Source organism: Promicromonospora sp. MS192 (genome assembly GCF_049532985.1).
GTDB lineage: Bacteria > Actinomycetota > Actinomycetes > Actinomycetales > Cellulomonadaceae > Promicromonospora.
The window spans coordinates 4380271-4393271 of sequence record NZ_CP186693.1 but is presented as its reverse complement, the minus strand read 5'-3'; the positions used below and the strand labels follow the sequence as shown (position 1 = coordinate 4393271).

Here is a 13001-nt window from a genome sequence, read left to right as displayed (position 1 = left end):
TCCGTGGGTTCCGTGGGTTCCGTGGGTTCCGTGGGTTCCGTGGGTTCCGTGGGTGCGGGCCGGGCCGGTGCCGGCTCCGCCCCGCGGCGCCGGCGGGCCCTGATCGGTCCCGAGACCTACGAGCTGGTGTTCGGCACGGTCTACACGGGCCTCATGACCAACCTGCTGCTGGCGGTCGCCTGCCTGCCGCTGGTGGCCCTGGTCGTGGCGACCGACGTCGCCGCGACCTGGCCGCTCGCGGCCCTCACGGCACCTCTGCTCGGCCCGGCGCTGATCGCCGCCTTCGCGGTGTTCGGCAGCTTCAGCGCGGACGGGTCGACGGCGGTGGTGCGCACCTTCGCACGCGCCTGGCGCCGGCACCTGCGCCGGGGACTGGCGATCGGGGCGCTCGCCACGGGTGCCGTCGTCGTGGCCGCCGTCGACATCGTGTTCTTCTGGGGCCGGACGGCGGGTGCGGTCGCGATCCCGGTGCTGGTCACGCTGGCCGTGGGTGCGGTCGCGACCGCGGTCCTCGCTCTGACCGCCGTGCCGGAGATGCCGGGCGCGCGCCTGCGCGACGTACTCCTGGCTGCCCTCGTCCTCGGTGCGCGCCGCTGGTACCTCACGGCCGGCGCACTCGTCGTGCTCGGCCTGCTGGTGTCGCTCGTGGCGACCCGCCCGGCGGTCGGCCTGGGTTTCGCGGCCGCCCCTCTCCTGTTCGCGGTCTGGGGCGCCTGCCGCTTCGTCCTGCGCTCCGCCCGCTAGACCCGCCACGCGGCTCCGCCCGTGCGGCTTGCCTCCAGGTCCGCCGCTTGGCCTGCCTGCCAGGCCCGCTGCTCGGGCCGCCAGTCCGCCGCTCGGCCTGCCCCCAGGTCCGCCGCTTGGCCTGCCTGCCAGGCCCGCTGCTCGGCCCGCCAGGCCGGCCGCTCGACCTGCCTGCCAGGCCTGCCGCTCGGCCCGCCAGGTCGGCCGCTCGGCCCGCCAGGTCGGCCGCTCGACCTGCTCGACCTGTACGGCATGTCCTCTCGGCCCGCTTCGGCCGGTGCGTCCCGCTCGCCGACTCGTCCAGGCGGAAAGGTGCCCCGCGAAGGTGGGTTGCGGACAGTAGACAACGTCTACAGACAGCAACCCACCTCCGCGGGGCACCTTCACTGACGCGCAGTGCGGCCTCCGCCTCCCGGTCTCTGGGTCGAGCCGCGGGGCCGCAGGGCTGCGGGGCCGCGGGGCCTTGGGGCCTCGGCGCGCCGGGACCGGGGGCCAGGAGCCCCGCGCCCCTGTATCGCAGCGGCCCCGCCCGGAGCCGCTCAGAGGTGCGGGGCCACGTGCTGCCGGTAGCGGTCCAGGACGGTCGCCGCCGTCTCCGCCGCGGGGCGGGCCCAGATCTCCTCGTTGAAGATCTCGGTCTCGACGTCGCCCACGTACCCCGCGTCACGCACCCACGAGGTGATCGTCGCGAAGTCGACGTACCCGTCGCCCACGTGCCCGCGTGAGTTCAGCGGCTCGGCCGCGAGCGGCAGCGCCCAGTCGCACACCTGGTACGACGCGATGCGGTCCTCCCGCCCGGCCCGCGCGATCGACCGCTGCAGCGAGGGGTCCCACCACACGTGGTAGGTGTCGACCACCACGCCCACCTCCGATGCCGCGAACGGCGCCGCCAGATCGAGTGCCTGCGCCAGCGTGGAGATCACCGCGCGGTCGGCGGCGAAGATCGGGTGCAGCGGCTCCAGCACGATCCGCACGCCGTGCTCCGCGGCGAACGGCACCAGGTCGGCGATGCGGTCGGCCACCCGGCCGCGCGTCGCCACGAGGTCGCGGTCCACGTCCGACGTCGGGGCGCCGCCCGGAGTCGAGCCCACGAGCCCACCGACGACGAAGACCAGCTCAGCGGTGCCGATCGTCGCGGCCTCCTCGATCGCCAGCTTGTTGTCGTCGAGCGCGGCGCGGATGCCGGCGTCGTCCGCCGCGGTGAGGAACCCGCCGCGGCACAGGGACGACGCGCGCAGCCCGGCGTCCGCGATGATGCGCGCCGCCTGCGGCGCGCCGACGGCCTGCACCACGTCGCGCCACGGCCCGACGGCGCCGAAGCCCGCCGTGGCCGCCGCCTCGCACGCCTCGGCCAGCGAGGCGTGCTTGACGGTGGCGGTGTTGAGCGATGCCCGGCTCATGCGGCCACCCCGTTCGTCGTGAGGAACGCCCGCAGGCGCGCGGCGGCCAGGGGCGGGTCGAGCAGCATGCCGCAGCCGTCGGCCAGGCGGGCCAGCTCGATCAGGTGCCGCACCGACCGGCCGGAGTGCAGGCCGCCCACCAGCGAGAACCCGGACTGGAACCCGTTCAGCCAGGACAGGAACGCGATGCCGGTCTTGTAGTAGTACGTCGGCGCTGCGAAGATGTGCCGCCCCAGTGCCTCGGTCGACGCCAGGATCTTGTGGCCGCCCTCGGCATCCCCGGCGTCGAACGCCTGCAGGGCCGTGGAGGCCGCCGGGTAGATCGCGGCGAAGATGCCGAGCAACGCGTCCGAGTGGCCCTGCTCGTCGCCCGCGATGAGCTCCGGGTAGTTGAAGTCGTCGCCCGTGTACAGCCGTACGCTACTGCTGGTTGAGCCTGTCGAAACCCCGGTCTCGACAGGCTCGACCACCGGGCTGGGCAGCGCCGCCAGCGAGCGGCGCAGCCCCACCTCGTGCGCGGCGTCGAGCAACGACACCTTGACGCCGTCGACCCGTGCCTGGTGCGCGCGGATCAGGTCGAGGAACGTCGCGGTCGCGTCGTCCACGGAGTCCGAGCCCCAGTAGCCCGCCAGTGCCGGGTCGAACATGGTGCCCAGCCAGTGCAGGATCACCGGCTGGTCGGCCTCGGCCAGCACGGCGTCGTACACGCGGGCGTAGTCCTCGGGGCCTCGGGCGACCTGGGCCAGCGCGCGGGACGCCATCACGATGACCTGCGCCCCGGCGTCCTGCACCACGTGCACCTGCTCGCGGTAGGCCTCGGTGACGACGGCCAGGCCGGCGTCACCGGGTTGGAGCGCTGCGACGACCGCCGGGTCGAGCTGATCCGTGCCCGCACCGCACGCGACGCGCGCGCCCACGGACGCCGCCCCGGCCGCCGAGCGCCGGACGAGCTCCTGCGTCGCCGCCCAGTCGAGGCCCATGCCGCGCTGGGCCGTGTCCATCGCGTCGGCCACGCCGAGCCCGTGCTCCCAGATGCGGTGCCGGTAGGCGAGGGTCGCGTCCCAGTCGACGACGGCGGGTGCGCCCGGCACGTTCTCCGCACCGACCTGCGGCACCACGTGGGCGGCTGCGAAGGCGATGCGGGACGTGATCGGGGCGGACGGCGTCGTCCAGGGGCCGGGGGCGTTGAGCTCGACGGCCTCGGAACCGGCGACCCGGCCCTCGGCGTCGAACACGGGGAGGACGACGGCGACCCCGCTCACAGGGTGATCTCCGGGATGTCGATGCGGCGGCCCTCCGCGGACGACCGCAGGCCCAGCTCCGCGAGCTGCACGCCGCGCGCGGCCGAGAGCAGGTCGTAGCGGTGCGGGCGCCCGGCGACGACGTCGCGCAGGAACTCCTCCCACTGCAGCTTGAAGCCGTTGTCGAGGTCGGCGTTCGCGGGGACGTCGAGCCACTGGTCGCGGAACGGCTCGGTGACCGGCAGGTCCGGGTTCCAGACGGGCTTGGGGGTGTGCGCGCGGTGCTGGGCGCGGCACTCGCGCAGGCCGGCGACGGCGGAGCCGTGCGTGCCGTCCACCTGGAACTCGACCAGCTCGTCGCGGAACACGCGCACGGCCCACGAGGAGTTGATCTGCGCCACGACGTCGTCCCCGCCCGGGGTGGTCACGTCGAAGATGCCGTACGCGGCGTCGTCGGCCGTGGCGGCGTACTCGCGGCCCTGCTCGTCCCAGCGGGTCGGGATGTGCGTGGCGGTCTTCGCGGTCACGGTCTTGACCTGCCCGAGGATGCCCTCCAGCACGTAGTTCCAGTGGCAGAACATGTCGGTGGTGATGCCGCCGCCGTCCTCGGCGCGGTAGTTCCACGAGGGGCGCTGGGCGGGCTGCGAGTCGCCCTCGAACACCCAGTAGCCGAACTCGCCGCGCAGCGACAGGATGCGGCCGAAGAAGCCCTCGTCCACCAGGCGGCGCAGCTTCACCAGGCCCGGCAGGTACAGCTTGTCGTGCACGACGCCGACGGTCACACCGGTCTCGGCCTGCAGCCGGGCCAGGTCGATGGCCTCGGCGAGGGTCTCCGCCGTCGGCTTCTCGGTGAAGACGTGCTTGCCCTGCTTCATCGCCTTGGTCAGCGTCGCCGGGCGCAGGTTGGTCATCGCGGCGTCGAACACGATGTCGGCGTCCTTGATGGCTGCGTCGACGTCGGTGGTCCAGTGCTCGACGTCGTGCTTGGCCGCGAGCTCCTTGAGCTTGTCCGCGTTGCGGCCCACCAGCACGGGCTCGACCTGGACGCGCGAACCGTCGGCGAGCGTGATGCCGCCCTGGTCGCGGATCGGCAGGATCGAGCGCACGAGGTGCTGGCGGTAACCCATGCGGCCGGTGACGCCGTTCATGGCGATGCGAAGTGTGGTCACGGGCGGGACTCCATCGTCGGTGTTCGTCCGCGGACTGTCGCACAGTCCGGGAATGCGCTTTCCGGGCTGACAATAGCGCAGGTTTCCGGGGGAGTACATGGATGGTGCTGGCCGTGCACGGTGCGGCGGCGGTCGTGCACGCTGCGGTGGCGGTCGTGCACGCTGCGGTGGCAGTCATGGGCTCGAGGTCGGCAGTTTGCGCCGCGAACTCGGCAGTTTGCCTCGAGGTCGGCAGTTTGTACCGCAGACTCGGCAGTTTGCCTCGAGGTCGGCACAGGCCTGTACCGACCTCGAGGCAAACTGCCGACCTCGCAGGAAGGTGCCGACCTCGCAGGAAGGTGCCGACCTCGCAGGAAGGTGCCGACCTCGCAGGAAGGTGCCGGCCTCGCAGGAAGCTGCCGACCTCGGCGCACACCGCCGACGTCACTCACACCGCCGGCCTCGGCGGACGCTGCCCACGTCACTCACACCTCCGACCCCAGCGCACACCGCCGACGTCACTCACACCGCCGGCCTCGGCGGACGCTGCCCACGTCACTCACACCTCCGACCCCAGCGCACACCGCCGACGTCTTTCACACTGCCGACCTCGGCGCACACGGCCGACACCTCCGACCCCAGCGCACACCGCCGACGTCACCCACACCGCCGCCCCCGGCGCCCACCGCCGACGGCAGCTTCAGCGGCGCCTGTCCCTGCCGAGGCGGTTCGGCGTCGACTCGCGCAGCACCACCTCGCCGCGCACCGGCGTGCCTGCGTCGCCCGTCTGGCCCAGCGCGAGGTCGGTCGCCAGCTCACCCACCTCGGCGAGCGGGATCCGCACGGTCGTCAGTCCGGGGGAGACGTCACGCAGGGTGTGGATGTCGTCGAAACCCGCCACGGCGACGTCGTCGGGCACGCTCAGGCCCGCGTCGCGGGCGGCGGCCATCGCGCCCACCGCCATGACGTCGTTGACGGCGAAGACGAGCTCCGGCAGCCGGACCGTGCCCGGTGCCGCACGGCCGGACTGCGGGTCGGCGTCGGCCGCCGACGGCGCACTGCCGTCGGCCCGCCCGATCAGGTCACGCATCGCGGAGTACCCGCCGTCGCGGGTGAACGAGCAGGCCAGGACGTCGTCGGGCGCGACGGGGCTGCCGAGCTGCGCGAGGGCGCCGGTGAAACCGGTCGTGCGGTCCGCTGCCGTGCGATGTCCCCGGGGACCGGCCAGCACCGCGAACCGGCGGTAGCCGAGCCCGTGCAGCGCGCGGGCGAGGTCGGCCGCGCCGTCGGCGTTCGCGATCTCGACCACCGGCAGGCCGCCGATCGGCTGGCCGATCAGCGCCACCCCGCCGCCGGCCTCCTGGAACGCGTTCAGCGCGGCCTCCAGCGCACCTGAGGCCGGGCGGACGTCGTCGACCGGCGTCTGCCCGCCGTCCGGTTCCAGCCGCCCGCCCGCGAGGATGATCGCGCGGGACCGCTGGCGCCGCGCGAGCTCGACGAACGCGAGCTCCCGCTCGGCGCTGTGCTCCGTGGACGCGAGCGTGACGATGAGCCCGGCGCGCTCCGCCGCCCGGGCGACCCCCGCGGCGATGGTCGAGAAGTACGGGTCGGCGATGTCGTGCACCACCAGGCCGAGCGCCGTCGTACGGCCGCGGGCCATGGCCTGCGCGCTCGGGTCGGGCGAGTAGCCGAGGCGGCGCGCGGTCTCCAGGACGCGCTCGCGCAGGTCCTCGCGGACGCTGCGGGTCGCGCTGCCGTTGATCGCGCGCGACGCCGTGGCCAGGGACACGCCGGCCTCGCGGGCGACCTGGCTCAGGGTGACGAGGGCGTCGGACATGAGGTCATCCTGCCGTGTCCGACGCCCCCGTGGGTCGTGAGAAGTCCCGACTCAGACCCGTGCCACGCGTAAGCCCGCGTCGCGGTGGGTGCGCTCGATGACGCTCGAGTAGCCCGCGATCATCCGCACGTGGCTGAACCGGGGTCGCACGGCGGTGCGCGCGGACTCCAGCTCCTCGCGCCGCGCGGCCGCCTCGATCCAGGTCGCGGCGATCTCCGCGGGTTCGTACGAGGTCACGAACCCAATCCGCTCCACGATCGACGGGGCGTCGCCCACCGGCGTGGTGACGGGCACCGCGCCGCACATCGAGCCCTCGATCAGGCACAGCGGTGCGGCCTCACCGAACGCCGAGGTGAGCGCGACGACGTCGGCCGTCGCGTAGACCAGCTCCATGTCGTGCCGCACGCCGAGCAGGTCCAGGCGCTCCAGCAGGTCCGGCCGGTCGCCGAAGATGCGGTCGAGGTCGTCCCGGAGGTCGGGGTTGGCCGCGGTCATGCCCGCACCGCACATGAGCACGTGGCCGCGCGGTTCCAGCGCGAGGAACGCGCGGGCCGACCGGAGGAAGAGCTCGGGGTTCTTCATCTCGTCGTATCGCGCCGCGTAGACCACCACGGTGGCGTCGGCGGGCACCCCGGCGGCGCCCCGCAGGGCAAGCCGGCGGGCGCCCTGGACCGGCCGGAACCGGGCCAGGTTGATGCCGTTGGGCACCACGCGCAGCAGGTCGGCAGGCACGCCCGCCTCCCGGTACGCGTCCCGGGTGGACTCCGCGCAGCAGACCACGGCGGCGAGCCGGCCGCGGTCCGCCGCCGTCAGCAGGTCGCCGAGGGCGTCCCCCTGGTGCTCGGGGTCGGACCGGTGCAGGCACGCGATGACCGGACGGTCGGGGAACGCGTCCTGGTTGACGAGCCGCAGCGGCTGCTCCTTGAGGGACAGCACCACGTGCGCACCGCCCACCTCGCGGGCGGCCGCCCCCAGCTCGGTCTCGGTGAAGACCCGCGGGTCGTGGCCGGCGTCGGTGCTCCGGCCCAGCGAACCGATCCGGACGCCCGCGGCGCGCAGGGCGCGGTAGCGCGGGTCGTCCTCCATCCGCTGGAGGGTGGCCTCGCGCCGGACCTCGTGGTGCAGGCTCAGCACGGAATGCTGCTGACGGCCGCCCTGGTGCAGACCGGCGACCACCGTCGAGTGCAGGACACGAGCCCCGCCGCTGAAGAAGCCCTCGTAGAGCGAGAGCACACGCAAACCGTTGCGCTGGATCACAGACACCACCTCCTGCGCCCAGGGTGAGCCCCGCGGATGTGCGAGACATGGCAGTTCGGTTACACGAGGATTACGTATCCGAGGACTTCTGCACAAGAAGGTTTCGGATGTCGCGTTCGGCCTGGGCGGGTGAGATCTCGCGACAGCCCAGTGCCACCCAGCGCCGGATCATCTCCGGTTCGGCGCGCAGCAGCGTCGTCCCGCGGCGCAGCAGGGTGCCGATCGGCTTGCGCGCCTCGGCGACGTCGCGCAGGAACCGGAACCAGAAGGTGATCAGGCGGGGGCGCGACAGGCAGATCGCGTCGGCGAGCAGGCCCTCGGCGCGGCAGACGTCGACGAGCTGGGCGGCGAAGACGCCCTCGGCCAGGATGATCGGCGCGTCCCCGATGTCGAGGCGCCGGATGCCGGTCCGGCGCGACGTCGGGATGTCGTACACCGGCACGTCGGCGCGGCCCTCGGTGGTCAGCTCCTGCAGCGCGGCGAGGGCACCCTTGGCGTCCCAGGTCGCGGGGTCGTCCCAGTCCACGCTGCCGTACCGCTGCGGCAGGCCCGGGTGGTCGATGTCCAGGTAGAAGTCGTCGAGCTGCACCACGGGCAGTCCCAGGCGGCGGGTGAGCGACGTCTTGCCCGACCCGGACGGTCCCGTCAGGAGCACCACCCGCGCGCGGGGACGGCGGGCACCCGGGGGCAGGTCGAAGAGGGTGGGCTCGGGCGCTGGGTCGGTCACGAGAGGCCATTCTCCCGCACCCTCGTGGGCTCGCGGTGTGGATGTCACCTTCTACCCAGCGATTGTGCCCAAGACCACGGCCGGTTCTGGGCGCAATCGCTGGGTAGAACGCCACTTCTGTGTGGCCGTGCCGGCCGGCGCCCGCTCGCCGTCCGTCCCGCGCCCGCTCGCCGTCTGTCCCGCGCCCGGCCACGTCAGTCCCGCGCCCGGCCACGGCCGTGCCCGCGCCCGCCACGGCCGTGCCCGCCCCCGGCCCGCCCGCCCCGCCCGCCCCGTTCGGCGGTCCGCCGTGCGCCCCGTCACCCTCCGGCCGCACCCCGCTGGTACCGCCCCGGGGTGGTACGCAGCAGCCGGCGGAAGTGGCGGGTCAGGTGGGCCTGGTCGTGGAATCCGGTGGCGACCGCGACGTCCGCCGCGGACTCGCCCGCCAGCAGCCGGCGCCGGGCCAGGTCGAGGCGGCGGCCCACGAGGTACCGGTGGGGTGGCACGCCGAGCTCGCGGGTGAACGCGCGCACCAGGTGGGGCACGGTGACGTCGAGCTCGGCGGCGACGTCGGCCAGCCGCACGGGACGCGTGGGGTCGGCGTCGAGCAGGTCGCGGGCCCGGCGGGCCGTCGATGCCGCGGGCGGTTCGCGCGGCGGCGTCGGGCGGCCGGACAGGTGCCAGGCCAGGCCTTCGGTGACCAGGGCCAGCAGGCCCTCGGCGGCGACGTCCTCGCGGACGGTGAGCGCCCGGTCCAGGCCCGCGAACCGCGCGCGGAGCGTGTCGTCGGGGACCAGGGGTGCGTCGACGGCGCGTCCGGTCAGCCCGGGGTCGAGCACCGCGGGTTCGAGGTAGAGCACCCGCTTGCGGAATCCGGCCGCGGTCACGGACCGCCCGTCGTGCACGACGCCGGGCGGCAGCACCGTCACCCCGGTGTGCTCCGCGGCGTGCTCCTGGCCGCCCAGGCCGTAGCCGATCAGTCCGCGGTCGACGACCAGCACGGTCCAGGTGTCGTGCGTGTGGGCCGGGTAGGCGTGCTCGTGCCATGCGGCGTGCAGCACCTCGGCGACCCCGGGCACCCCGGGCCGCCACGCGCGCACCACGTCCGAGGCCATGTCAAGAACGTACAAGATTCGCGCCGCGCCCCGCCCGCACGCTGGAGAACATGACCTTCGAACAAGCCAAGATCGTGATCGTGCTCCGTGACGACCTGCTCGGCTGGCAGGAGAACAACGTCACCGCGTTCCTGTCCAGCGCCGTGACCGCGGCCTACCCGGAGCTCGTGGGCGACACCTACCGGGACGCGGACGGCCAGGAGTGCCTCGCGATGCTCGGCACCCCGGTCATGGTCATGGTGGCCGACGGCGACCGGCTCGCCACCGTCCGCGAGCGCGCCGCCACCCGCGGCCTGCGCATCGGCATCTACACGGCGGACCTGTTCGCCACGGGGAACGACGTCGACAACCGGGCCGCCGTCGCGGGCGTCGCCACCGAGAAGCTCGACCTGGTCGGGGTGGTGGTGACCGGTGAGCGGCGCGTCGTCGACAAGGTGGTCAAGGGGGCGCGGCTGCACCCCTGAGACCTCAGGACACGAGCGCCACGTGCAGCGTCCGGGGGCCGTGCACGCCCTCCACCCGGTCGAGCTCGATGTCGCTGGTGGCGCTCGGCCCGCTGATCCAGGTCAGCGGCCGACCGGGATCGGTGCCGAGCAGCCGCACGGCCTCCGGCACGGTCTGCACCACCTGGTCGGTCCGCACCACGCACACGTGGACGTCGGGGACCAGGGAGATCGCGCGCCGGCCCTGGTCGGGCCCGCCGTCCAGCACGATCGTGCCGGTCTCGGCGACCGCCACGCGCGCGGCCGTGACCACGGCGTCGATCCCGTCCAGCTCGACGGCGGAGAGCGGCGCCTCCCGCGAGTCGGTCCGCACGACGATGTCCCCGAGCCCGGCCAGCCACCCCGGCTCGATCCCGGGCGGCACGACGACGCTGCTCCGCGCCCGGGCCCCGGCCTCGGCGGCCCCCCGGCCGGTCGGCAGAACGTCAGATGATCGGTCGCTCGAGCTGCCGACCACCTGACGTTCTGCCGACCGCCCGGGATCGGCCGTCAGCCCACCCGGCGCCAGCAGCTCCGCCAGCAGGCCCGGCAGCTCCGCCGCCGTCACCCGGTGCACGTGCGCCTTGTAGTCCACGAGCCGGTCGACCAGCTGGTCCAGCACCGGTGCGGACCCGGGCGCGTGCTCGCCGGCGGCCCGGTACGCCCGGGGCACGGCGCGAGCCTCTCGCTCCGCGTCCGCCCCCAGCGCCGTCCTGATCCGGGACAGGATCTCCGTCCGCGCGTCGCTCATCGTCGGTCCTCCCGCTCTGCCCACCAGTCGTGGAACGTCTGCCGCGGTGGCTCCGGCAGGTCCCGGGACCGGGTCCACAGCGAGCCCGGGAACGGCAGCCGCCGGATCACGCCGTGCCGCGAGATCGCACGCAGCACCCGGGGCAGGCGGGCCGCCCGGCGGAACCGGCCGCCGTCGGCCATCGCGAAGGACGCGGCCTTCATGGCGGCCTTCCAGACGCGGTCCGGCACCTCGGGCGAGGCGCCGGCGAGCTCGACCTCGCGCGCCCGCAGCTCCACCAGGATCGACGGGATGTCGATCTTGACGGGGCACACCTCGTAGCAGGCGCCGCACAGCGTGGAGGCGTAGGGCAGGTCGGACTTCTCTCCGGTGAGCTGCGGCGTGAGGATCGCGCCGATCGGGCCGGGGTAGACCGACCCGTAGGCGTGCCCGCCCACCCGTTCGTACACGGGGCAGACGTTGAGGCATGCCGAGCAGCGGATGCAGTGCAGCGCCGAGCGCCCGGCCTCGTCCGCGAGCACGTCGGTACGGCCGTTGTCGAGCAGCACCAGGTGGAACTCCTGCGGCCCGTCGCCCGGAGTCACGCCTGTCCACAGGGAGGTGTACGGGTTCATCCGCTCGCCCGTCGACGAGCGCGGCAGGAGCTGCAGGAACACCTCCAGGTCGCGATAGGTCGGCACCAGCTTCTCGATACCCATCACGGTGATGAGGGTCTCGGGCAGCGTGAGGCACATGCGGCCGTTGCCCTCGGACTCGACCACGGCGAGCGTCCCGGTGTCCGCGACGGCGAAGTTGGCCCCGCTGATCGCGACCTTGGCCGAGAGGAACTTGCGCCGCAGGTGCGCCCGGGCCGCCATCGCGAGCTCGCGCGGCACGTCCGTCAGGTCCGGCGGGGCGTCGCCCATCCGTTCGAGGAAGATGTCGCGGATCTCGGTGCGGTTGCGGTGGATGGCGGGCACCAGGATGTGCGACGGCATGTCGTCCGCGAGCTGCACGATGAGCTCCGCCAGGTCCGTCTCGACCGCGGCGACGCCCTCCTCGGCCAGCGCCTCGTTCAGGCCGATCTCCTGGGTGGCCATGGACTTGACCTTGACGACCTCGTCGGTCTGCTTCTCCCGGACGATCCCGGCGACGATCCGGTTCGCCTCGGCGGCGTCCCGTGCCCAGTGCACGACGCCGCCGCGCGCGGTCACGTTCCGTTCGAGCTCTTCCAGCAGATCGGGCAGCCGGGCCATGACATCGGTCTTGAGCGCGGAGCCGGCGTCGCGCAGCGCCTCCCAGTCCGGCACCTCCCCGACGACGCGCGCCCGCTTGGACCGGATCGTGGAGGTGGCGTTGCCCAGGTTCCGGCGGAGCTGGTCGTTGGCCAGCGCGGCCCGTGCGGCCTCGGGGAAGGAGGCGCCCCAGTGCAGCGGGTCCTCCGGCCTGCCGACGCCGTCCAGCGTGCCCGGTGCGGCGTCCGGGCGCTGCCCGCCGGTGCGCGCGGAGGGCATGCCGAGGAACGTGCTCATCGGGCCACCTCCTGACGGTCGCCGGGCACCACGGGCGCCTCCCGCGTCGAGGCCAGGATCTCCGCCAGGTGCATGGGCCGCACTCCGGTACCGCCGCGCGAGAGGCCACCGCCGATGTGCATGAGGCACGACCAGTCGCCCGCGGTGAGCACCTCGGCGCCCGTGCCGACCACGTTCGCCACCTTGTCGTCGAGCATCGCCGCCGACGTGTCGGCGTTCTTCAGCGAGAACGTGCCGCCGAACCCGCAGCAGCCCTCCGCCTGCTCCAGCGGGACGAGCTCCAGGCCCTCGACGGCCCGCAGCAGCCGCTCGGGCTTGTCGCCCACACCGAGCATCCGCAGCGAGTGGCAGGTCGGGTGGTAGGTCACGCGGTGCGGGAACCAGGCGCCGACGTCGGTCACGCCGAGCACGTCGACCAGCAGCTCGGAGAGCTCGTAGGTGCGCTCGGCGACGGCCGTCGCGGCGCGCGCCTCGGTCGGTAGCCCGGCGCGCTCCAGGACCATCTTCTGCTGGTGCCGGATCGAGCCCGTGCACGAGCCGGACGGCACGACGACGGCGTCCCACTCGCCATCGGCCACGGGGGCGAAGGTGCGCACGTGGTTGCGCACCACGGGTACGGCGTCGGCGAGGTAGCCGGTGTTCACGTGCATCTGGCCGCAGCACGCCTGCTGGTCGGGGAACACCACCTCGTGGCCCAGTCGCTCCAGCAGCGTGACGACGGCCTGCGGAGCCTGCGGGAACATCGCGTCGGCGATGCAGGTGGCGGCCAGGGCGATGCGCATGGGCACTCTCCTTCGAGGTCTGAC

The 13001-nt window shown here is 73.9% G+C and carries 12 protein-coding genes; 2 read left to right on the top strand and 10 right to left on the bottom strand.

Features of this window, described 5'->3' with window-relative positions; translation table 11 throughout:
• Positions 1 to 3 precede the first annotated feature (3 nt).
• A complete protein-coding gene (locus ACO229_RS19660) occupies positions 4 to 744 on the top strand; it encodes a ferredoxin-NADPH reductase (protein ID WP_423462533.1) in 741 nt (246 codons plus the stop codon).
• 539 nt (positions 745 to 1283) lie between these two features.
• On the opposite strand, the gene ACO229_RS19655 is transcribed toward ACO229_RS19660, so the two are convergent.
• From ACO229_RS19655 to ACO229_RS19625, 7 genes are all read right to left on the bottom strand, one after another.
• On the bottom strand, positions 1284 to 2144 hold the full coding sequence (locus ACO229_RS19655; RefSeq protein ID WP_423462532.1) for a sugar phosphate isomerase/epimerase family protein: 861 nt from the start codon (positions 2142 to 2144) through the stop codon (positions 1284 to 1286).
• Positions 2141 to 3406 carry a dihydrodipicolinate synthase family protein gene (locus ACO229_RS19650; RefSeq protein WP_423462531.1) on the bottom strand — a complete coding sequence of 422 codons (1266 nt, stop codon included), beginning with the start codon at positions 3404 to 3406 and terminating at the stop codon, positions 2141 to 2143. The genes ACO229_RS19655 and ACO229_RS19650 overlap by 4 nt, the downstream gene beginning before the upstream one ends.
• Positions 3403 to 4533: a Gfo/Idh/MocA family protein gene (locus ACO229_RS19645; RefSeq protein ID WP_423465323.1), complete on the bottom strand. Its 1131-nt coding sequence runs from the start codon at positions 4531 to 4533 to the stop codon at positions 3403 to 3405. Before ACO229_RS19645 ends, ACO229_RS19650 begins: the two co-directional genes overlap by 4 nt.
• Positions 4534 to 5233: 700 nt before the next feature.
• Positions 5234 to 6370 (bottom strand): LacI family DNA-binding transcriptional regulator, encoded by a 1137-nt coding sequence (locus ACO229_RS19640; RefSeq protein WP_423462530.1) that lies wholly within the window; start codon positions 6368 to 6370, stop codon positions 5234 to 5236.
• A 51-nt stretch (positions 6371 to 6421) separates the two neighbouring features.
• Complete coding sequence (locus ACO229_RS19635) at positions 6422 to 7627, bottom strand: glycosyltransferase (RefSeq protein WP_423462529.1); 1206 nt, start codon at positions 7625 to 7627, stop codon at positions 6422 to 6424.
• Between the two features lie 70 nt (positions 7628 to 7697).
• Positions 7698 to 8354 (bottom strand): uridine kinase family protein, encoded by a 657-nt coding sequence (locus ACO229_RS19630; RefSeq protein WP_397412926.1) that lies wholly within the window; start codon positions 8352 to 8354, stop codon positions 7698 to 7700.
• A 299-nt stretch (positions 8355 to 8653) separates the two neighbouring features.
• Complete coding sequence (locus ACO229_RS19625; protein ID WP_397433259.1) at positions 8654 to 9451, bottom strand: AraC family transcriptional regulator; 798 nt, start codon at positions 9449 to 9451, stop codon at positions 8654 to 8656.
• 50 nt (positions 9452 to 9501) lie between these two features.
• On the opposite strand from ACO229_RS19625, the gene ACO229_RS19620 reads away from it, so the two are divergent.
• Entirely contained in the window at positions 9502 to 9915 is a 414-nt protein-coding gene (locus ACO229_RS19620) for a DUF2000 family protein (protein ID WP_423462528.1), read from the top strand.
• 4 nt (positions 9916 to 9919) lie between these two features.
• Here ACO229_RS19620 and ACO229_RS19615 read toward each other — a convergent pair whose 3' ends face one another.
• From ACO229_RS19615 to ACO229_RS19605, 3 genes are read right to left on the bottom strand one after another with little or no spacing between them, the layout of a single operon-like run.
• A complete protein-coding gene (locus ACO229_RS19615; protein ID WP_397433262.1) occupies positions 9920 to 10684 on the bottom strand; it encodes a lactate utilization protein C in 765 nt (254 codons plus the stop codon).
• A complete protein-coding gene (locus ACO229_RS19610; protein WP_397433264.1) occupies positions 10681 to 12195 on the bottom strand; it encodes a LutB/LldF family L-lactate oxidation iron-sulfur protein in 1515 nt (504 codons plus the stop codon). The genes ACO229_RS19615 and ACO229_RS19610 overlap by 4 nt, the downstream gene beginning before the upstream one ends.
• Positions 12192 to 12977 carry a (Fe-S)-binding protein gene (locus ACO229_RS19605; RefSeq protein WP_423462527.1) on the bottom strand — a complete coding sequence of 262 codons (786 nt, stop codon included), beginning with the start codon at positions 12975 to 12977 and terminating at the stop codon, positions 12192 to 12194. Before ACO229_RS19605 ends, ACO229_RS19610 begins: the two co-directional genes overlap by 4 nt.
• Positions 12978 to 13001 lie beyond the last annotated feature (24 nt).